Raw genomic sequence first — 22,381 nt, 5'->3', positions numbered from 1 at the left:
GTGACGCCGTTTCGCCAGAAAGCCTCCACGCGTTGAACAGACGCACACAAGGAACGCTCCATGCCCCCACGCTCCGGTCCCGCCTCCGCTTCGCCATTGCCTGAAGACACCGGTTTCGTCCGGGTGCGTGGCGCCCGCGAGCACAACCTCAAGAATGTCGACGTCGACATCCCTCGCGATGCCCTGGTGGTATTCACTGGCGTGTCGGGGTCGGGCAAGTCGTCGCTGGCCTTTTCCACGCTGTATGCCGAAGCCCAGCGCCGTTATTTCGAGTCAGTCGCGCCTTATGCCCGGCGCCTGATCGACCAGGTGGGCGTGCCGGACGTGGACAGTATCGAAGGTCTGCCGCCAGCGGTGGCCTTGCAACAGCAGCGCGGCACGCCCAGCGCGCGATCCTCGGTGGGCAGCGTCACCACCTTGTCGAGCCTGATCCGCATGCTCTACTCCCGAGCGGGTAGCTACCCGGCCGACCAACCGATGCTGTACGCCGAGGATTTCTCGCCCAACACGCCCCAGGGCGCCTGCCAGCAGTGCCACGGCCTGGGCCGGGTCTATGAAGTGACCGAAGCGTCCATGGTGCCGGACCCTTCGTTGACCATCCGCGAACGCGCCGTGGCGGCCTGGCCCATGGCCTGGCAGGGCCAGAACCTGCGAGACATCCTGGTGACCCTGGGTTATGACGTCGACGTTCCTTGGCGCGACCTGCCCAAAAAGCAGCGTGACTGGATTCTCTTCACCGAAGAAACCCCCACTGTCCCGGTGTACGCCGGGCTCACCCCGGCCCAGACCCGCGCAGCCCTCAAGCGCAAACTCGAGCCCAGCTATCAAGGCACGTTCAGCGGCGCCCGACGCTACCTGCTGCACACGTTCATGCACTCCCAAAGCGCCCAGATGCGCAAACGCGTGGCGCAATACATGCGCGCCAGCCCTTGCCCGGTGTGCGAAGGTAAACGCCTCAAGCGCCAGGCACTGACGGTGACCTTTGCCGGCCTGGACATCGCCGAACTGTCCCACCTGCCGTTGCTGGAACTGGCCGAGGTGCTCAAGGGCGTTGCCGCCCCCGATTATCTGGCACAAGCCGAGGAACCGGGAACAACCCTCACCCACCAGCAAACCCGCGAGGCCCGCGAGCAACGCGCCGCCCGGGGTGAGAATCCCCATGCCGGTGGGCCTGATGCACGCCATACCCACAATCTGTCCCTGGAAAAACGCCTGGCCGCCCAACGCATCGCCACTGAATTGCTGGAACGCATCGTCACCCTGATCGACCTGGGCCTCGGCTACCTGGCCCTGGAACGCAGCACGCCGACGCTGTCCTCCGGCGAGCTGCAACGCCTGCGCCTGGCAACCCAGCTCAACTCTCAGTTGTTCGGCGTGATCTATGTGCTGGACGAACCCTCCGCCGGCCTGCACCCGGCCGACAGCGAAGCGCTGTTCCAGGCCCTGCAACGCCTCAAGGCCTCGGGTAATTCGGTGTTTGTGGTCGAACACGACCTGGACACCATGCGCCGCGCCGACTGGCTCATCGACGTCGGCCCCGACGCGGGGGAACAAGGCGGAAAAATCCTCTACAGCGGTCCACCCGCGGGCCTGCGGCAGGTGCCGGAGTCACGCACCCGCGCCTACCTGTTTGCCCAGGACAGCGCTGCGGGGCGTACGCCTCGAACACCCAAGGATTGGCTACGCCTGGAAGGCATCACCCGCAACAATCTCGACAACCTCAGCGCCGCCTTTCCCTTGGGTTGCTTCAGCGCCGTGACCGGCATTTCCGGCTCGGGTAAATCCAGCCTCGTCAGCCAGGCCCTGCTGGACCTGGTGGGTGGCCATCTGGGCCAGGCCAGCCACAACGCCGAAGCCGACGAACAAAGCCTGGAAGATGAACCGCTGCAAACCAGCGGTGGCCACGTCACCGCCGGACTCGAGTCGGTCAAGCGGCTGGTCCAGGTGGACCAGAAACCCATCGGCCGCACCCCGCGCTCCAACCTCGCCACCTACACCGGGCTGTTCGATCACGTACGTAAATTGTTCGCCGCCACGCCTCAGGCGCAGGAACTGGGTTTCGATGCGGGACAGTTCTCCTTCAATGTCGCCAAAGGCCGTTGCGAAACCTGCGAGGGCGAGGGCTTCGTCAGCGTCGAGCTGTTGTTCATGCCCAGCGTGTATGCACCCTGCCCCACGTGCCACGGGGATCGCTACAACCCCCAGACCCTTGAAGTGAATTGGCAGGGGCTGAATATCGCTCAGGTGTTGCAACTGACCGTGAACCAGGCGCTTGAGGTATTTGCCGAGCAGGCGTCGGCGAAGCGCTCACTGCAAGTGCTGCAGGATATCGGGTTGGGTTATCTGCGCCTGGGCCAACCGGCCACGGAACTGTCCGGCGGCGAGGCCCAGCGCATCAAACTGGCCACCGAGCTGCAGCGCAAAGCCCGGGGCACCACTTTGTACGTGCTGGATGAGCCAACCAACGGCTTGCATCCCCAGGACGTGGATCGCTTGCTGGTGCAGTTGAATCGCCTGGTGGATGAAGGCCACAGCGTGGTTGTGGTGGAGCATGACATGCGCGTGGTGGCGCAGAGTGATTGGGTCATCGACATCGGCCCGGGCGCTGGGAACCAGGGCGGGAAAGTCGTGGCATGCGGGACTCCGACGAAGGTCGCCGAATGTCAGGAAAGTCGAACGGCGGCCTTTCTGGGCAGGGTGCTGCAACCTGGAGGTTGAAGGGCAACCTGCCTGGCGCACGCCCTGCGGCGAGGGGGTTATCCCCGCTGGCTGCGCAGCCAGCGGGAGCGCTCGTCAAACCGTACGCGAATACTGGACCGACTGGTCGACGCCCAAGTACGCATCGAAAGCCATCGCCACGTTGCGCATCATCAATTGGCCCTGGGGCAGCAGCACCAGCGAGTCGGGGTGGATCTCCAGCAGTCCGTCGCGCACCAGTTCCTGAAGCCGGACCAGGGCATCGGCAAAGTACTCGTTGAAACCCACACCGTGACTGATCTGGACCCGGGTGAAATCGATCCGTCCATGGCACATCAACTCGCTGATGACCTCGCGGCGCAACCGGTCATCGTCGCTCAGGCGATAGCCGCGCTGCACCGGCAGCAGGCCTTGATCCAGGCGAGCGTAGTACTGGGAAAGCTCCTTGACGTTCTGACCATAGCTGTCACCGACCTTACCGATCGAAGACACACCCAGGCCGATCAAATCGCAATCGGCATGGGTGGAATACCCCTGGAAGTTGCGTTGCAGCGTGCCCTGGACCCGAGCGCGCACCAACTCGTCGTCCGGCAAGGCGAAATGGTCCATGCCGATGTAGACATAACCGGCTTCGGTCAGACGATTGATGGTCAGTTCCAGCAACTCCAGCTTGCGCTCCGGCGGCGGCATGTCTTCGGGTCGGATCATCCGTTGCGCCCGCACCCGTTGCGGCAGATGCGCATAGCTGTAGGCGGCGATCCGGTCGGGACGCAGGGCGATGATCTTGCTCAGGGTCACATCGAAACTGGCGATGGTTTGCAGCGGCAAGCCGTAGATCAGATCGACACTGACGGACTTGAAACGCGCCAGCCGGGCCGCCTCCACCAACTCGACGACCTGGGCCTCGCTCTGCACCCGATTGACCGCGGCCTGCACCTGGGCATCGAAATCCTGGACGCCGAAGCTCAGGCGATTGAACCCCAGCTGGCGCAACCCCTGGATCTGTTGCGCATCGATGGTCCGAGGATCAACCTCGATGGAAAACTCATGGGCGTCACTGTCATCCATGTCGAACGCCTGGTGCAGGCACTCCATCAGATCGGCCAGTTGCTCATGGGTCAGATAGGTCGGCGTGCCACCGCCCAGATGCAGTTGCGTCAGTTTGCGCGAGCGGTCGAACAACGCCGCCTGCAGGCCGATCTCACGCTTGAGGTAAGTCAGGTATTCAGCGGCGCGATGAGTCTTGCGAGTAATGATTTTGTTGCACGCGCAGTAGTAGCAAAGGCTCTGGCAGAACGGAATATGGATGTAGACCGACAAGGGCTTGGGCACCGGGGCCTGGTTGCTCAGCTCGGCGGCCTGGCGGTACTCATCCATGGCAAAGGCCTGATGGAACTGCGGGGCCGTCGGATAGGAGGTGTAGCGCGGCCCCGGACGGTCGTACTTCTCGACCAGGGCGCGATTGAAAGCGGATACAGCATTCATGATGGGGTCAACCTGTCAAAGGGGCCGGTCAAAGTGCCTGCGTCGTCGGGAACTGGATCGAACAGATTGCAGATCGCATCCACACTCAGGCGCCCGGCGGGCAAGATGCCGATAAAACGGCTGGTCAATTCGATCAAACCCTGGCTGCGCAATACCTCCAGCTGCGGCCAGATGGACGCGAAATAATCGCGCAACACCACGCCGAAACGCGCTTCCATGGCCGGGATATCCAGCTCCAGGTCGCAGGCAAGTTGCTCGGTCACCGCGGCCCTGAGCAGGTCCTGCGCTTCACAGCGCCAACCGCGACACACAGGCAACTGCCCGGCGTCCAGCTGCTGGCAGTACTCCAGCAGGTCATCGGTGTTCTGCACGTACAAGTGTTCGATCTGGGTGATGGCCGACAGGCCGAAACCCAGGTGGTCACAGCAACCGCGTCGGGTGAAACCCTGGCAATTGCGATGCAGGCGCCCGTGCTCTTGGGCGACGGCCAGATCATCGTCTGCCCTGACGAACTGCCCCAGCCCGATGTAGTGATACCCCGCCCCGGTCAGTTGCTCGCAACAGATTTGGCGCATGGTGTCGGTATCGGCCTGGCTGCTGAAGGCAACCGCCGCTTGGTGTTTTTTCGAACGATAGCGATACGGCGCATGGGCGTAGTCGAACACATGCAGCCGGTCGGGCTCCAGTTCGATCAGCGTGGCCAGTTTGCGCGCGAAGCTTTGGGGCGTTTGCCAGGCATGGCCATAACCGAGATCGATGTTGATGGAACGGAAACCGAAGGTTCGCGCGGCATCGATCAGCGAATGAATCGGTGCCGGGTTCTGATAGCAATCCACGGACAAATCGCTGTCCAGGCCAATGTCTGGCACACCGATGCTGACGTGGGTGAACCCTTGGTCGCGAATCAGCCCCATGGTGGACCAGTCGGTGTGATGCAGGTCGACCTCGATGCTGTGTTCGGCGCTGTCGTATTCACAGAACTCGAAACGTTTGCGCAGGTCATCCATCAGCCGCTGCAAATGGGCGATCACCGGCGTACCGCCAGTCAGGCAGAACGCCTCGACCCGACGCCCTGCGCCCAAGTGACAACCGACCAATCCGATTTCATAGCTCAGGTGTTGCAGATAGCCCTCGATCTCGCCACATCGGCACACGCTCGCCAGGGGCGAACACGATGACAAACGCAAGCGCGAAGGCAGATGCACCGCCAGGGACAGCGGCCGTCGTTTATGGCGGCTGTCGCGCAACTCCCGAAGCAGATCGAGCGAGCCAACCCCCGTATGGAATTTGCGCGTACCGACCGGGCAATCGACATCAGCCACCGCCGGGGTACGGCGCGGGGCTCGATCGCCGGGGGTGTGGAACAGGTCGAACATGACAATCTCCGAATGGCTGCGCAGGCACAGTGTCGGACTTGTCCCGATGGGTCGCCTTGACCTGTATCAAGCGCCCTGCATACGCCCCACAACCGCTCACCAGGTCAGGTAGAACATCCCCTTGGCCAACAGCACGATTGCCAGCAGATGAATGAACACGCTGGTATGGATGATCTGCACGTAACGGGCGTTCATGCGGGCGCTTCTGAACAGCCACATGGCCCAGAGGAAATGCCCGAGTACGCTGCCCGCCAAGGCTATTTTCAGGCCCAGCAGCAACCCGAAAGAAGACTCCCATGGCGCGGAAAGCGTCGGCCAGTACCGCAGCCAGACCATGGCAGCGCCGGCACCGAACAGCGTCAGCAACACCCAGGGCATCAACTGCCGGGCACGCCGGCTGATGCCCTGTTCCAGCAGCACCATGACTTTGGCGGGCAGCTGTTTGCGGATGCTCTCCAGGAACAGTACCTCGAAGAACACCGTGCCAATGAAAACCAGCGCAGCAAACAGGTGCAATGTCAGAAACAGCGGATAGCTCATGAGCTCCTCGGTCGCCCCTGAATCATCGGGCGATGGTTTAGTCGAGGTTATCCCGCGGCTTCGGATTGGGGGTTGATGCCAATCAAGGAAATCCGATACCGCACCTGTGGGAGCGAGCCTGCTCGCGATAGCGTCGGTTCGGCTTGCATCCCATCGACTGACACACCGCTATCGCGAGCAGGCTCGCTCCCACAAGGGTTGTGCAACCCCAAAAGCGTCAACAGAACGTTATCTGTTGCTGAAATCGTTCCGACCGTTGATCAGCCCGTTCGTTTTTTTGACGCTTTGCCGATATGCGGTCACAACTTTTGCGCTCCTGCGGGTCATAACACGGTGGCCGCCGATGGAATATTGGCTTCTACCGTGGTTCCAGCCCGATACGGAGATAAGCTCATGATTTTCAACGTACAAAATTTTGGCGCCAAAGGAGATGGCATCACCGACGACACGGCGGCAATACAAAGTGCCATTGATGCGGCGGCTGCCGCAGGCGGCGGGCAGGTGTACATGCCGACCGGGACTTACATCGTTTCGGCCGGCGAGGAACCCTCCGACGGTTGCCTGATGCTCAAGAGCAACGTCTATTTGTACGGCGACGGCATGGGCGAAACCACCGTCAAGGTGGCCGACGGCTCCGACACCAAGATCACCGGCATCATCCGCTCGGCCTACGGTGAAGAAACCCACGATTTCGGCGTCAGCCATCTCACCATCGACGGCAACCGCGACAACACCACAGGCAAGATCGACGGCTGGTTCAACGGCTACATTCCCGGCGAAGAAGGCTACGACTCCAACGTCACCCTCGACAGCGTCGAGATCAAGGATTGCTCCGGGTACGGCTTCGACCCCCACGAGCAGACCGTCAACATGGTCATCAAGAACAGCGTGTCCCACGGCAACGGCCTGGACGGTTTTGTTGCTGACTTCCTCAGCGACAGCACCTTTGAAAACAACGTCGCCTACGACAATGACCGCCACGGTTTCAACGTCGTCACTAGCACCCACGACTTCACCCTCACCAATAACGTTGCCTACAACAACGGCGGCAACGGCATCGTGGTGCAGCGCGGCAGCGAGAACATCCCCTCCCCCAGCAACATCACCATCACCGGCGGCGAGGTGTATGGCAACGGCGGCGAAGGCGTGCTGATCAAGCTGTCCAGCGACGTCACCGTCAGCGGCGTCGACATCCACGACAACGCCAGCGCCGGGATCCGCATCTATGGCAGCAACCACGTTGAAGTCATCGACAACACCCTCAACAACAACTCCCTGGGCAATCCGGTACCGGAAATCATCATCCAGTCCTACGACGACACCCTGGGCGTGTCCGGCCGCTACTTCAACGGCAGCGACAACCTGATCCAGGGCAACATCATCAGTGGCAGCGACCTGTCGACCTACGGCGTTGCCGAACGCAACGAAGACGGCACCGACCGTAATGCGATCATCGCCAACACCATCAGTCACACCAGCAAGGGCGCGACGCTGGTCTATGGCGACGGCAGCTATGTCAGCGCCACGGTACCGGTGACCACCGTGCAAGGTACCGCCGGCAACGACACCTTGCTGGGCAGCGCCGCCAACGAGATTTTCTACGGCGGTGCCGGCAATGACACCATCAATGGCGGCGCGGGAGACGACATCCTGGTGGGTGGCGCGGGCATCGACAGACTGACTGGCGGCACCGGCGCCGATACGTTTCGCTTCGCCAGCCAGTCCGACAGTTACCGCAACGCCACCACCAGCTTCGACGACACCATCACTGATTTCGACGTTACCCAGGACAAGATCGACCTCGCGGGCCTGGGCTTCACCGGCCTGGGCAATGGCCGTGGCGGCACATTGCAGATCAGCTACAGCGCCAGCAGCGACCGCACCTACATCAAGGATTACGATGCCGACGCCAGCGGCAATCGCTTCGAGCTGATTCTGTCGGGCAACCTGACCAGTACCCTGACCGCCAGCAACTTCATATTCAATCGGGTGGTCACCGGCACCAGTGGCAGTGACTCGCTGATCGGCAGTGACTCGGCCGACACCCTGCTGGGTCTGGCGGGCAACGACAGCCTCAGTGGTGGCGCGGGCGACGACAAGCTCGACGGCGGGGCCGGCATGGACACCCTCACCGGTGGCACCGGGGCCGATACCTTTGTGTTTTCCAACCGTCTGGACAGCTACCGCAACTACAACACCGGCGGCGTCAACCTGGGCGATGTGATCACCGATTTCGATGTCAGCGCCGACAAGATCGATCTGTCGGCCATGGGCTTCACCGGCCTTGGTGACGGCAAGAACGACACCGTGTACGTGGTACTCAACAGCGCCGGGACCAAGACCTACATCAAATCCCTGACCGCCGACGCCAATGGCAACCGCTTCGAAGTGGCGCTGGAGGGCAACTACCTCGACACATTGACCAGCGCCAATTTTGTCTTCGCCACCGCCTCGCCCACCAATCAGGCACCGGTGTTGGCCACGCCGTTGCTGGATCAGAATGCGACCGAAAACACTCCGTTCAGCTACGTGGTGCCGGCCACCAGTTTTACCGACCCGGACAACGACAGCCTCAGCTATACCGCCACCCTCGCCAACGGCAGCGCCCTGCCCGGCTGGTTGGTGTTCGATGCCGCCAGCCGCACATTCAGCGGCACGCCAAGTGATACAGCATCAGGCACGTATTCCATACAGGTCACGGCGACCGACGGCAGCAACGCCACCGTCAGCGACAGCTTCACCCTGGCGGTGCAGGACGTGCCCGCCGCGCCCATCGTAATCAATGGCACGCCGAACAACGACACGTTGACCGGTACCGCGGCCAACGAACAACTGTATGGCGGCGCCGGTAACGACACCCTCAATGGCGGGGCTGGCAACGACATTCTGGTGGGCGGCACTGGCGTGGACAAACTCACCGGCGGCGCGGGTGCCGACGTGTTTCGCTATACCTCCAAACTCGACAGCTACCGCACCAGTTCCACCAGCGCCAGTGACCAGATCCTCGATTTCGACGTGGCCGCCGACAAGATCGATGTATCGGCCCTCGGCTATACCGGTCTGGGCAATGGCCAGGGCGGCACGCTGCTGGTGACCTATAGCAGCTCGACCAACCGCACCTACCTCAAAGACCTCACGGTCGATGCCAACGGCAACCGTTTCGAAGTGTCGCTGGCGGGTAACCTGGTCAGCAGCCTGACCGCCAGTCATTTCGTCTTCGCCGACGAGAACACCCCCAGCAATGTGGCGCCCGTGGTGGTTATCCCCCTGCTCGACCAGAACGCTACCGAAAGTACGCCGTTCACCTACACCGTGACCTCCGACAGCTTCAGCGACGCCAATCAGGATGTGCTGACCTACACCGCCACCTTGGCCGATGGCAGCGCCCTGCCCGCCTGGCTGAGCTTCAATGCCAGCAATCTGACTTTCGCTGGCACACCCACCAGCACGGCGGCAGGCAACTACAACGTACTGGTCAAGGCCACCGATCCGTCAGGTGCCTCGGTGAGCGACAGCTTCGCCCTGGCAGTGGCCGATGCGCCGGCCAATACCATCACCGGAACCAACAACGCCGAATCCCTCACTGGCACCGCGGGCGCGGACTTGATCCTCGGCCTGGGCGGCAACGACACGATCAGGGCCGGCACTGGCGCGGACATTGTCGATGGTGGCGCCGGTCGCGACGCGTTGTACGGTGGCGACGGTGCCGACACCTTCCGCTACACCAACGTGCTCGACAGCTACCGCGACTACGACACCGGCGGGGTCACGGCCACGGACACGATCTATGACTTCACCGTGGGTGTCGACAAGATCGATGTCTCCGGCCTGGGCTATCTCGGCCTCGGCAATGGCAGCAACGGCACGCTGTACATGACCCTCAACTCGGCCGGCGACAAGACCTACATCAAATCCAGCGAAGCGGACGCCGACGGCAATCGCTTCGAAATCGCCCTCAGCGGTAACTACCTCAACACCCTGACCGCCGATGACTTCGTGTTCGGCGAGCGCGCCCAGCAGGACATCCTCTACCTGCCGACCCTCGGCCAGTCCAATGCGCGCCTGCTGCGCATGACCGAGGACGACGATCAGTCCGGTACGTCGATGCTGGTCAATGACCTGAGCAAGTACACCCCTTATGACGTACGCAGTCAGTTCGAGGATGCCGACGGCAATGGCATCGACATCGCGGTGGGTGGCAGTACGGTCAATGGCCTGTCGACCCTGGGCGCCGAGGAGCTCAAGTTGTGCTGGTGGCTGACCGACACCAACCAACCGGGGCCTGCGCTGTTGCGCGCCGTGGCGTTGTTGCAGGATCAGCTTGCCGAGCTCAGGGCCATCGACAACGTCACCATGGGCATCGTTTGGGGCCAAGGCGAGGAAGCGGCCCAGGAAATCGCCCGCGCCTCCGACAAGGAAGCTGCGGCGGCGGCCTACAAGACCGCAACGCTGGCCGTGTTTGATTACCTGCACGCCCAGTTCGGCAGTTTCAACGTGTACCTGATGGAGACCGGGCACTACCAACAGGACGCGGCGCGTGCCCGTGGCTATTCGGAAGAAAAGATCGCCGACATTGTCGAAGGTGTCGGTTATGTCCGCGCCACCCAGGAGGCCATCGCCGCCGAGCGCGCGGACGTGAAACTGGCCGTGGACTACACCGATCTGCCCTTGCGCTACGAAGTCGACCCACTGGTGTATCCCGACGACGTCTGGCACTTGCACGAGGAATCGGCGGAAATCGTCGGCCAGCGCCTGGCCGATTACATCGCCGATGACCTGGGTTTCCAGGGCAATCCTGATGACAACAACAGCGTGCAGGACATATTCGACGATGCCCAGAACGAAGGCGGGATGATTTCCGGTACCGACCAGGCAGATACGCTGGTGGGCAGCTCGGGCAACGACACTCTGGACGGAGACCTGGGCGCCGACAGCTTGACCGGCGGCGACGGTAACGACATCTATGTGGTCGACAACGCGTTCGACAGCGTGGTGGAAAGCAACACCTCGACCGCACAGATCGACACGGTGCAGGCCTCGGTCAGTTGGACGTTGGGCGATAACCTGGAGAATCTGGTGCTCACCGGCGTATCGGACATCAACGGCACCGGCAATGAGCGGCGCAATTTCATCACCGGTAACGCCGCCAACAACGTGCTTGATGGCGCCGCCGGGGCCGACAGCATGAGCGGGGGCGATGGCAACGACACTTACTATGTCGACAACACCGGCGATACCGTGATCGAGACCAACAGCAACCCGGTGTCTGGCGGGATCGACAGCGTGCACAGCAGCTTGACGGCCTATACCCTCAACAACAACGTCGAAAACCTGTACATCGATACCCCCGACGCCGCCAATGGCACCGGTAATGCGTTGGACAACATACTGTTTGCCGGGGCCGGCAACAACGTGCTGGACGGCCGTGATGGAAATGACACGGTCTCGTTCGAACGGGCCATGGCCGGTGTCACGGCCACCCTGTCCACCTCCGCGCAACAGAACACCGTGGGTTCGGGCCTTGACACCTTCAAGTATGTCGAGAACCTGACCGGCAGTGCCTACGCCGACAACCTGACGGGTAACAGCGGCGCCAACGTGCTCAACGGTGGGGCGGGCAACGATACGCTGGTGGGTGGCTCGGGCGATGACCGGTTGATCGGCGGCGCAGGCACTGACAGCCTGAGCGGCGGTACGGGTGCAGACACATACGCATTCGAAGCACTGTCGGACATGGGCGTCGGGGCGTTACGCGATGTCATCAGCGGCTTCAAGAGCACCGAGTTCGACCAACTGGACTTCACCGGGTTGGACGCCAATCCGCTGACCGCCGAGATCGACACCTTCACATTCATTGGCAGCAATGCCTTTAGCGCCGATGCCACCGGTCAACTGCGCTTTGCCGATGGCATCCTCTACGGCAGTGTAAATGCCGACGCCAGCGCCGAGTTCGAATTCGAACTGGTGGGGGTCAAGGAGCTGCATGCCAGCGACTTCACGGCCTGACGGGAGCAGGCAGATCGATCAACCATCAGGAACCGGGACTCTGGCGGAAACTCACCGCCAGCCGGTTCCAGCTGTTGATGGTGCTGATCGCCAGCGTGAGGTCGACCAGTTCCTCCTCGCTGAACACGGCGCGGGCCTGGGCAAAGACCTCATCCGGCACCTGGCTTTCGGCCAACAGCGTTACCGCCTCGGTCCAGGCCAGGGCGGCGCGTTCGCGGGGGGTGAAAAAGCCACTGTCGCGCCACACCGCCACGGCGAACAGGCGCCGCTCGCTCTCACCCAGGCGACGCGCATCCACCGAATGCATGTCGGTGCAAAACGCACAGCCGTTAAGCTGCGAGGCACGGATCTTGATCAGATGCAGCAATCCCGGTTCTATACTCAGGCGACTGCTTAGCGCCTCAAGGCCAATCATGGCTTTCATCGCCCCTGGGGACGCACTGTAGTAATCCAGACGCTGGCTCATGGCGCAATTCCGTGCTGATCGGTATCTCCACGGTAGGCCGTGAGCACGCTGCGCGACAGATCCAATGTGTCGAAAAAAACCGGACCAGTTCATAGCAGGCCAATCAGCGCGATTTTCTCCACGCAACTTCTATGCATACGCACAATGCGGTTAATCTTGCGCCTTTGCGGGCTAGCGCCACACAATCGCCCAGGAGCGCGCGGGTATGGAACTTCATGTTGTCATCAACGGCCGCAAAGACCTGGCGGGCCAGTTGTATCAACAACTGCGCAGTGCCATCGAAAGTGGTCGCCTGGCCGCCGGCACGCAACTGCCGCCCAGCCGCTTGCTCGCTGAACAACTGGGCGTCTCGCGCAAGACCGTGTCCGACACCTACGCCCAACTGACCTACGAAAACTTTCTCACCGGCATCATTGGCAAGGGCACCTATGTCAATGCGCGCCCGGCCCCAATCGTGCGCAAACAAAGCCACCGCGAGCTGGCCGGCGCCGATGTCGTCGAGACCTGGCGCAACAGCCGGACCTGATGCGCCATCCCACCCTTGAAGGTGCGCTGCGTTATGACTTCATCGGCGGCGCCACCGGCAAAGGCCAGTTTCCCCTGGACGACTGGCGACGTTGTACCGCCCACGCCTTACGCCAGATCGCCAGCGCCAAGGGCTTCTACAGCCAGCCCGAGGGTTTGCCGGCGCTGCGCAATGCCATTGCCCGGCATATTGCGTTTTCCCGCGGGGTCAATTGTCAGGACGATGACGTGGTGGTGTGCAACGGCGCACAACAGGCCCTGGATCTGATCTCGCGGGTCTTGACCCGGTCGGGCAGCCTGGTGGCCATGGAGGACCCGGGCTATCCGCCGGCACGCCTGCTGTTTGGCTCCCACGGCGCCACGGTGGCCGGGATACCGGTGGATGACCAGGGCATGCGGGTAGACCTCATTCCCGACGGCACAAGCCTGATTTATGTGACGCCGTCCCACCAGTTTCCCTTGGGCATGCCCATGAGCCAGGCCCGCCGCGAGGCCTTGCTGGCGCGGGCCTACGAGTTGGGGGCAATCATCATCGAGGATGATTACGACAGCGAATTTCGTTACGAAGGCCGGCCTGCCGACTCACTGCAAAGCATGGACGACCGCGGGATCGTGGCCTACGTCGGCACCTTCTCGAAAACGCTGTTGCCGGAGCTGCGCCTCGGTTACGCGATCCTGCCACCGGCGATCCTCGAAGCGGTGATCCTGGCCAAGCGCCTCACCGATCAACACACCTCCACCCTGCCCCAGTGGGCACTGGCCAAGTTCATCGCCGAGGGCTGCCTGCTCAAGCACATCCGCCGCTGCCACACGCTGTATGCCGGCCGCCGCGAGCGAATCCTGGCGCGCATGGCCGGGGACCTGTCGCCCTGGTTCGAGGCGGTTCCCACCACCGCAGGCTTCCACCTGGCCGTGCTGTGCAAGGTGCCCATCGACCTGGCGCTGGTGATCGAACTGGCGAAAAAAGCCGAAGTCGGGCTGTACCGCCTCGATGGCTTTTTCAACGACGCCCCGGTGCGGCCGGGTCTGTTCTTCGGTTTTGGCGCCATCGAAATCCTCGACATCGACACCGCGCTGGACCGTTTGCGAGACATTTTGCAGCAGGTCGCCTGAGCCATTGGACTGGACATTTATCCGCCCATTGGCTGTTTTAGCCTCGTAAATACAGGCCTATCCTGCAGGGGTCTCGTTGATTGTCGAGCCAATCCCGTCCGACTTGATTCAGGAGCCAGAACCATGACTCGCCAGGTGATCAATACCGTACAGGTCCAAGCCGCCGCCGGGCGCTCGGAAGAACTGGGCCGCCAGTTGCAGCAAATCGTCGAAACCCTGCGTGCACAACCGGGGTGCGATGCCTACATGGTCGACCGTTGCCCGGACGACGGTGACCGCTGGACCGTCAGCGCCCGCTGGCAATCGGAAGCGGCGATGCAAGCCCATTTCAACTGCCCTGAAGTGCAAGGGTTCATCGGCCTGATCGACAACCGTCTGGCTCGAAGCGTGGACTTCAACCGCTGACCTTTGTCTTGGGGTGGATCGCGGCATTGGTCTACCCGCCTTCCGAAAGATTGGACGTTTGTTTGCCCCTCCGTGGGGCTTAGGGTGAATCCATCGCTGCCACAGCGCGAACTCACTCAAACCCACGAAGGTCATTGCCATGAAAACCCTCTGCCTGATCGCCACCCTCAGCCTGCTGCCTCTGGCCCCGGTCTATGCCCACGAAACCGCACCCTCGGAAAAGGTCAACGTGCTGCAGGAGAAGATGCTGAAGAACCTGCCTGGTAAAAAAGCCATGATGTTGACCGTCGACTACGCCCCCGGCCAGTCGTCCGTCGCCCACAAACATGAAGGAACGGCCATGGCCTATGTGCTGGAAGGCGCCATCACCTCCCAGGTCAAAGGCGAGCCGGCGACCACCTACAAGGCCGGGGAGTTCTGGTACGAAGCCGCGGGTTCCGAGCATCTGGTTTCGAAAAACGCCAGCTCGACCGAGCCGGCGAAACTGTTGGTGTTCATGGTGATGGGCAAGGATGAGGCGGTGTTGATTCCGCTGAAGAACTAACACCTTTGAGCCCCCTGTGGGAGCGAGCCTGCTCGCGATAGCTGGGTGTCAGTCAACATCAATGTCGCGGGTCAAACGCCATCGCGAGCAGGCTCGCTCCCACAGGGGCTCTGCGCTCCAACCAATCGCGTATTACAAACGCAAAAAAGCCCCGCATCTCTCAATGCGGGGCTTTTTCATTCAACGCCGGATCAGTTGGCCGGCAGGACCGGTTGACCACTCAACGCCAGGTCCAGCAGTTCGCGGTTGGCGACCGCGTACATGGCGTAGTCCGTGCCACTGGCGGCACGGATGTCCACCAGCATGGCGCGCCAGCGCTCGACCATGTCGTGATGCTGCTCCAGCCACAGCGCCAGGCGTGTTTCCACCTCCTGGGTGCCGTCGCCCTGCTGCAGGACCGAAATGGTGATCGCCCGTTGCTGCCAGTCGACGTCATCGCGGAACGCTTCACGGGCCAGGGCCTGCCAGTTGTTTTCCACCGGCAGCGCGCTGATCTGTTGCAAGTACCAGGTGATGTCCAGGGCACTGCCCACGGCGAAGTAGGCCTTGGCCACATCGGCGGCGTTCTGGCCAGTGACATCGGACGCTTCGATGATCGGCAGCAAGGTGTACAGGTGCGTAGTGCCTGCAACCATGCGCGCCAGCAGTTCCGGCACGCCGGCTGCTACGTAGGCCTGGTAGCGGGTCTGCCAGCCTTCGCGGGTCGGGCCTTCCAGCAGTTCGTCGAGCTTGAGGCCCAGCGCCGCCAGGTGCGGACCGAAGTGAGCAACATCACGGGCAGCGTTCTGCTCGTTGCGGCGGCTGCGCAGGAACCAGCGCGTCGCACGACGACCCAGGCGCATCAGCTCGTCCATCAGCTCCAGTTGCACGTCAGCCGACACCTGGTGATCCAGGGCTTCAATCTGACGGAACCAGTGCGGGAGATGGAAGATGTCCCGCACGATCACGTAAGCGCCAGCCACGTTCGCCGGGCTCATGCCGGTGGACTCTTTGAGCCGTTGAACGAAGGTGATGCCCATGTGGTTGACCAGGTCGTTGGCGATCTGGGTGCTGACGATCTCGCGCTTGAGGCGATGGCGACGCATGGCTTCGGAGAACTTGCTCACCAGAGTCGGCGGGAACGCGGTCTCCATGTCACGGGTCAGGTAGTCGTCATCCGGCACCTGGGAGTTGAGCAGCGCTTCCTTGAGGTCGATCTTGCTGTAGGAGATCAGCACCGACAGTTCGGCACGGGTCAGACCTTGGCCCGCCGCGACGCGTTCCGCCAGTTGCTCTTCGGCCGGCAGGAACTCGATGGCGCGATCCAGCTTGCCTCGTGCCTCCAGATCGTTCATCAGGCGCTTGTATTCGGCAATGCGCACGAATGCGCGGCGTGCCGCCAGGGACAGGGCCTGGGTCTGCTTGTAGTTGTTGCCCAACACCAGGCCACCGACTTCGTCGGTCATGCTGCCAAGCAACTGGTTACGTTGCTTCTCGGTCATGTCGCCGGCCTGCACCACTTCGTTGAGCAGGATCTTGATGTTCACTTCGTGGTCGGAGCAGTCCACACCACCGGCGTTGTCGATGAAGTCGGTGTTGGTGGCGCCGCCATGCAGGCCGAACTCGACACGACCCAGTTGAGTCATGCCCAGGTTGCCACCCTCGCCCACCACTTTGCAGCGCAGTTCGTTGCCGTTCACGCGCAGCGCATCGTTGGCCTTGTCGCCCACATCGGCGTGGCTTTCGCTGCTGGCCTTGACATAAGTACCGATACCGCCGTTCCACAACAGATCCACCGGCGCCTTGAGCAAGGCGTTGAGCAGCTCGGTCGGGGTCAGTTTGTCGGCCTTGATGTCGAAGCGTTCTTTCATCTGTGGCGAGATGGCGATGCTCTTGGCGCTACGCGAGAAGATACCGCCGCCTTCGGACATGATGCTGGTGTCGTAGTCGGTCCAGGCCGAACGCGGCAGGTCGAACAGACGCTGGCGCTCGGCGAAGCTGCTGGCAGGCTCCGGGTTCGGGTCGATGAAGATGTGCAGGTGGTTGAAGGCTGCCACCAGTTGCAACTTGTCAGACATCAACAGGCCGTTACCGAACACGTCGCCGGCCATGTCGCCGACGCCCACCACGGTGATGCTGTCTTCCTGGACATTGATACCGCGTTCACGGAAGTGACGCTGTACGCCGACCCACGCGCCTTTGGCGGTGATGCCCATTTTCTTGTGGTCGTAGCCGGCAGAACCGCCGGAAGCGAACGCATCGCCGAGCCAGAAGCCGTAGTCGATGGCGATGCCGTTGGCGATGTCGGAGAAGGTTGCAGTGCCCTTGTCCGCAGCCACTACCAGGTACGGGTCATCGTCGTCATGACGCACGACATTGGTCGGCGGAACCAGTGCGCCTTCCTTGAGGTTGTCGGTGATGTCCAACAGACCGGAGATGAAGATGCGGTAGCACGCTACGCCTTCGGCGGCGATCTCATCCCGGCCACCGCCCAGCGGCAGACGTCGCGGCAGGAAACCACCTTTGGCGCCGACTGGCACGATCACCGAGTTCTTCACTTGCTGGGCCTTGACCAGACCCAGCACTTCGGTGCGGTAGTCTTCTTCACGGTCGGACCAGCGCAGGCCACCGCGAGCAACGTTACCGAAGCGCAGGTGCACGCCTTCGACCCGAGGCGAATACACGAAGATCTCGAACTTGGGCACCGGTTTCGGCAGTTCCGGGATCAGGTGCGGGTTGAACTTGAAGCTGAAGTAGGACTTGTTCTGGCCGTTGGCGTCGGTCTGGTAGAAGTTGGTCCGCAGGGTGGCCTTGATCAGGTCCAGGTAGCGACGCAGGATGCGGTCTTCGTTGAGCACCTGAACGTCGTCCAGTGCCGTGAGGATCGCCTGTTCAAGACGCAACTGCTTGTCTTCCAGGTCGTCGCCGCTGAGTTTGCGCGCCAGGTAGAAGCGGGTCTTGAACAACCGGGTCAGTTCACGAGCGATGTCGGTGTGGTTGTTCAGGGTACTGGCGATGTAACCCAGGTCGAAGCCCAGGCGGATCTGCTTCAGGTAACGGGCGTAGGCACGCAGCAGCGCCACGTCGCGCCATGGCAGGCCGGCGGTCAGCACCAGGCGGTTGAATGCATCGTTCTCGGCATCGCCACGCACGATGTGGACGAAGGCGTCCTGCAAGGTGTCGTTGAGCTGTTGGATGTCCAGGTCCAGGCCTTCGGCGGCGGTGAACGCGAAATCATGAATCCAGAACTCGCGGCCATTGGTGTGGCGCAGGCGGTACGGGAACTCGCCCAGCACGCGCAGGCCGAGGTTTTCCAGGATCGGCAGGACGTCGGACAGCGCCAGCGGCGTGTCGGCGTGATACAGCTTGCAGTGCAGCTCGCGCTGGCCGGACACCTGGCCCAGCGGCTGGTAGAAGCTCATGACCAGCGGATTTTTTTCGTTCAGGCTCAGCAGGTGCTGCATGTCGACCACGGCCGAGTGCGCGGCAAAACGCTCGCGGTAGCCGGCCGGGAAGCCTTTCGGGAAATCGGACAGCACGTTGGTGCCATGGGCTTCGCCGAAGCTTTCGATCACCAGACTGGCGTAGTCGTCCTTCCAGCTGCGGCAGGCCTGCACCACTTCTTTTTCCAGCAAGACCGGGTCGATGTCGAGACGGTTCTTCGGGTCTACCCGCAAGATCAGCTGTACACGGGCCAGCACGGATTCGGAGAAGAAGGTCCAGAACTCGCAGTCCGAGGCTTTCAGACGCTCCATCAGCACTTGCTGGATCTTCTGGCGCACTTCGGTGGAATAGATGTCGCGCGGCACGTAGGCCAGGCAGTAGCAGAAACGGCCATACGGGTCTTTGCGCAGGAATACGCGGATCTTGTTGCGTTCCTGGATCTGCACGATGGACATCACGGTGCTGAACAGCTCGTCCACCGGGGTCTGGAACAGATCGTCGCGGGGCAGCACTTCGACCACCTGAGCCAGTTCCTTGCCCAGGTGCGCCTTGGCCTGGAAGCCCGAGCGACGTTCGATTTCCTCGACCTTGCGACGGATATACGGGATGACGCGCACGCTTTCGCCATACACCGACGAGGTGTACAGGCCCATGAAGCGGCATTCCTTGATGACCTTGCCATCGGCGTCGATCTCACGGATCGATACGTAGTCCGGGTAAGCCGGACGGTGTACACGGCTCGGGTGTGCGGCCTTGGCGAACGACAGCGGGGTCGGTTCACGCAGGTAATTGACGGCGTAGTCTTCAATGCGCAGGTCATCGACCGTGAGGCCGGCACGCAACAGTTTGGTCAGGCCGAGGAACGAATCGGCGTCGTATTCGATATGGCCGCCATCAGGGTCATCACGAACCACGAACTCTTCATAGCCAAGGAAGGTGAAGTGGTTACCCACCAGCCATTCCAGGAAACTCTTGATTTCACCTTTTTCGTCGGCATCGATGGCATAGGCGCTGTTGTCCAGGCTGGACAGAATATCCTGGACCTTGGCTTTCATCGGCTCGAAATCAGCCACCGCCACGCGCACTTCGCCCAGCACCTGCTCAAGTTCCTTGCTCAGGACGTTGAGTTCGGCGGCGTTGGCGCAGCGGTCGATTTCAAGATACATCAGGGATTCTTGGAGAATGCCATCGCCCTGGGTGCCTTTGGGCAGGATCTCCAGCAACTCGCCCTTGTTGCCGCGACGCACGCTCAACACGGTGGTTTGCAGGGTATGGATGCTGTAACCGCGACGGTTCAGTTCGGTGCGGACCGAATCCACCAGAAATGGCAGGTCGTGGTGCAACACTTCCACTGCCGTATGGGTCGACTGCCAACCGTGGCGTTCGTAATCCGGGTTGTAGACGCGGACCTGTGGCTGCGCATGATCGAAGCGCTCAAGCAGGCGCCAGGCAGACAGGGTGCAGCCGGCGAGGTCGGACAACCGGCGCTGGGTAAGTTCATCGAGGGAAATGATGCCGAAGAATTGTTCAGCGAACAGCGCCACTTGTGGCAGTGCCTGTTCACTGATGTGCTGCGCCAGTGCCGCTTGCAGTTGGTGCTGGAAGTCGGCTTTGCTGGCTGCGGTGAAGAACGCCATCTGTGGTACTCCGCTTGGGCTTGTTATTGATGGAAGCGTCGCGTGCAGCCCCTTTCAGGGCTGTCGGCCATCCTGCTCCTGATTCTCGGGCAGAGGAAACAGGACGACAGGTGGGTGAAGCTGGACAAGACCGGCAGGTCACATCCTTTTCCATGTAATTTCCATGTAATGGACACCTGCAAAAAGCCCTCGTGGTGCCCTTTGCAGGTGTACATCCGCCGTGCAGCTTAACGAGTGCGACAATGTGCCTGCTTGCAGCGCTGCGACATATTCGGTCAACGGCAAGCTAAACAGCCGGTTTGCGTCGAACAACCGTAGCAGCCCGGCGAGCAAAACGGCACCTTGCGGTGGGAAATTGCGCGCATATTCTGCGTGTGACTGCAGTAATCCAGCAGAAAGTTGTTCGGGCTGGCAAAATCCACTCTATTTGCGCCCAGCAAGGCTCATCGAGCCAGGAGCCATCACCATGCAAATGACCACCGCCCTTCTGATCGCCAACCCGTGCGACGAGGAAGAAGACAACATGGCCATGCTGTGCTGCCACAGCACCCAGGGCGAAATGTTCCTGATGACCCGTTACCCCGACGAAGACGAACTGGAAATCGCCCTGGAGGGTGAGCCTTCGACACTGGAAGGCGTCAAGGTGACCCTCAGCCCGACCCTGCTGAAAATCGAAATTGCCGCGTCGGACGCCGATGTGCTGAACGGGGATGATGTGCTGGAGATCACCCACAACACCGATGCGGCGGATTTGGCGGAGGTGGAATTGACGTTGCAGAACATCCTCAAGGGAACGGGCACCTATATAAGCCAGCTCTGATTCCAAAGGCGACCGCCCCCCTGTGGGAGCGAGCCTGCTCGCGATGGCGGCATGTCTGAAACGAAAATGCTGGATGTGCCGGTCTCTTCGCGAGCAGGCTCGCTCCCACAATGGATCCGTGGTGTTCCTTGTTCCTGCGTCCACCGCCAATTCCCTGTGGGAGCAAGCTTGCTCGCGATGGCGGTGGATCAGCCGCATTGAAAGTTGAATGTACCGCTGTCATCGCGAACAAGCTCAGTTCCCACACAGACTCAAAACCGATCACAAATCCGCACACCAAACAAAATCCCGTTAGTCGCCACCCCCCGCCATGCATTAAAGTAACGCCCCCAGCCCCGACGTTATCCGAACGCCTGGGCCACCCTTTCCAGGAACAGTCACCGATGGAACATCGTGAAGCGCTGCTGGCGCTGCGAACCTTTCTTTCAACGCAGATCCTCGGCCAGGAAAAACTCATCGAGCGTCTGCTCATCGCCCTGCTCGCTGACGGCCACATGCTGGTGGAAGGCGCGCCGGGGCTGGCCAAGACCAAGGCCATCAAAGAGCTGGCCGAGGGCATTGAAGCGCAGTTCCATCGTATTCAGTTCACCCCCGATCTGCTGCCCGCCGACATTACCGGCACGGAAATCTACCGCCCGGAAACCGGCAGTTTCGTGTTCCAGCAGGGGCCGATCTTCCACAACCTGGTGCTGGCGGACGAAATCAACCGTGCCCCGGCCAAGGTCCAGTCGGCCTTGCTCGAAGCAATGGCCGAGCGCCAGGTCAGCGTCGGGCGCAGCACGTACGAGCTGTCGCCCCTGTTTTTGGTGATGGCCACGCAAAACCCGATCGAGCAGGAAGGCACCTACCCGCTGCCCGAGGCCCAGCTCGACCGCTTCCTGATGCACGTCAAGATCGGCTTCCCGGATGCCGCGGTGGAGCGTCGTATTCTGCAGCAGGCCCGAGGTGAAGCGCTGCACGGCGAAACCAAGCCCGAGCGCCGCGTGAGCCAGCAGGCTATTTTCTCCGCTCGCAAGGAGATCCTCGGGTTGTACATGGCCGACGCCGTGGAGGAATACCTGGTGCAACTGGTCATGGCCACCCGTACGCCGGCCAAGTTCGACCCGGAAATGGCCGAATGGATCGCCTACGGCGCCAGCCCGCGAGGCTCCATTGCCCTGGACCGGTGCGCCCGTGCCCACGCCTGGCTCGCCGGCCGCGACTTCGTCAGCCCCGAAGACATCCAGGCCGTGCTGTTCGACGTGCTGCGCCATCGCATCATCCTGTCGTTCGAAGCCGAAGCTGCCGGTATTGACCAGGACCGCGTCGTGCAGCGGATTCTCGACGTCGTCGCCGTCGCTTGAG

At 61.7% G+C, this 22,381-nt stretch carries 11 protein-coding genes and 1 pseudogene; 7 read left to right on the top strand and 5 right to left on the bottom strand.

Annotation, left to right across the window (positions count from 1 at the left end):
- The first annotated feature begins 60 nt into the window (after positions 1–60).
- A complete protein-coding gene (locus PSEUDOMOFG3G_RS11485; protein WP_139049985.1) occupies positions 61–2,718 on the top strand; it encodes an excinuclease ABC subunit UvrA in 2,658 nt (885 codons plus the stop codon).
- A 75-nt stretch (positions 2,719–2,793) separates the two neighbouring features.
- Here the strand turns inward: PSEUDOMOFG3G_RS11485 and hemN are convergent, their stop codons facing one another.
- From hemN to PSEUDOMOFG3G_RS11470, 3 genes are all read right to left on the bottom strand, one after another.
- Positions 2,794–4,182: an oxygen-independent coproporphyrinogen III oxidase gene (hemN, locus tag PSEUDOMOFG3G_RS11480; RefSeq protein WP_139049984.1), complete on the bottom strand. Its 1,389-nt coding sequence runs from the start codon at positions 4,180–4,182 to the stop codon at positions 2,794–2,796.
- Complete coding sequence (locus PSEUDOMOFG3G_RS11475) at positions 4,179–5,558, bottom strand: coproporphyrinogen III oxidase (RefSeq protein WP_139049983.1); 1,380 nt, start codon at positions 5,556–5,558, stop codon at positions 4,179–4,181. Before PSEUDOMOFG3G_RS11475 ends, hemN begins: the two co-directional genes overlap by 4 nt.
- A 96-nt stretch (positions 5,559–5,654) precedes the next feature.
- The gene (locus PSEUDOMOFG3G_RS11470; protein WP_047225813.1) at positions 5,655–6,098 is read right to left on the bottom strand and encodes a CopD family copper resistance protein; all 444 of its coding nucleotides are present in this window, start codon (positions 6,096–6,098) and stop codon (positions 5,655–5,657) included.
- 393 nt (positions 6,099–6,491) lie between these two features.
- On the opposite strand from PSEUDOMOFG3G_RS11470, the gene PSEUDOMOFG3G_RS11465 reads away from it, so the two are divergent.
- Complete coding sequence (locus PSEUDOMOFG3G_RS11465; protein ID WP_139049982.1) at positions 6,492–12,104, top strand: putative Ig domain-containing protein; 5,613 nt, start codon at positions 6,492–6,494, stop codon at positions 12,102–12,104.
- Between the two features lie 25 nt (positions 12,105–12,129).
- Here the strand turns inward: PSEUDOMOFG3G_RS11465 and PSEUDOMOFG3G_RS11460 are convergent, their stop codons facing one another.
- Entirely contained in the window at positions 12,130–12,570 is a 441-nt protein-coding gene (locus PSEUDOMOFG3G_RS11460) for a carboxymuconolactone decarboxylase family protein (protein WP_076384471.1), read from the bottom strand.
- A gap of 205 nt (positions 12,571–12,775) precedes the next feature.
- Between PSEUDOMOFG3G_RS11460 and PSEUDOMOFG3G_RS11455 the strand changes: the two are divergent.
- From PSEUDOMOFG3G_RS11455 to PSEUDOMOFG3G_RS11445, 3 genes and pseudogenes are all read left to right on the top strand, one after another.
- Positions 12,776–14,208, top strand: a pseudogene (locus tag PSEUDOMOFG3G_RS11455) (PLP-dependent aminotransferase family protein).
- 123 nt (positions 14,209–14,331) lie between these two features.
- The gene (locus PSEUDOMOFG3G_RS11450; RefSeq protein WP_047225809.1) at positions 14,332–14,613 is read left to right on the top strand and encodes an antibiotic biosynthesis monooxygenase family protein; all 282 of its coding nucleotides are present in this window, start codon (positions 14,332–14,334) and stop codon (positions 14,611–14,613) included.
- A gap of 139 nt (positions 14,614–14,752) precedes the next feature.
- Positions 14,753–15,157 carry a cupin domain-containing protein gene (locus PSEUDOMOFG3G_RS11445; protein ID WP_047225808.1) on the top strand — a complete coding sequence of 135 codons (405 nt, stop codon included), beginning with the start codon at positions 14,753–14,755 and terminating at the stop codon, positions 15,155–15,157.
- 191 nt (positions 15,158–15,348) lie between these two features.
- Here PSEUDOMOFG3G_RS11445 and PSEUDOMOFG3G_RS11440 read toward each other — a convergent pair whose 3' ends face one another.
- A complete protein-coding gene (locus PSEUDOMOFG3G_RS11440) occupies positions 15,349–20,217 on the bottom strand; it encodes an NAD-glutamate dehydrogenase (RefSeq protein ID WP_139049981.1) in 4,869 nt (1,622 codons plus the stop codon).
- Positions 20,218–20,683: 466 nt separating this feature from the next.
- Here PSEUDOMOFG3G_RS11440 and PSEUDOMOFG3G_RS11435 point away from each other — a divergent pair, with 466 nt between their 5' ends.
- Positions 20,684–21,037, top strand: coding sequence for a hypothetical protein (locus PSEUDOMOFG3G_RS11435; RefSeq protein WP_139049980.1), 354 nt, complete (start codon positions 20,684–20,686; stop codon positions 21,035–21,037).
- A 383-nt stretch (positions 21,038–21,420) separates the two neighbouring features.
- Positions 21,421–22,380 (top strand): MoxR family ATPase, encoded by a 960-nt coding sequence (locus tag PSEUDOMOFG3G_RS11430; RefSeq protein ID WP_047225799.1) that lies wholly within the window; start codon positions 21,421–21,423, stop codon positions 22,378–22,380.
- The last annotated feature ends 1 nt before the right edge of the window (position 22,381 follow it).

Source organism: Pseudomonas sp. FG-3G (genome assembly GCF_901007645.1).
GTDB classification, from domain to species: domain Bacteria; phylum Pseudomonadota; class Gammaproteobacteria; order Pseudomonadales; family Pseudomonadaceae; genus Aquipseudomonas; species Aquipseudomonas rhizophila.
The sequence above is the reverse complement of the archived record's forward strand: the minus strand, read 5'-3'. Positions and strand labels throughout refer to the sequence as shown.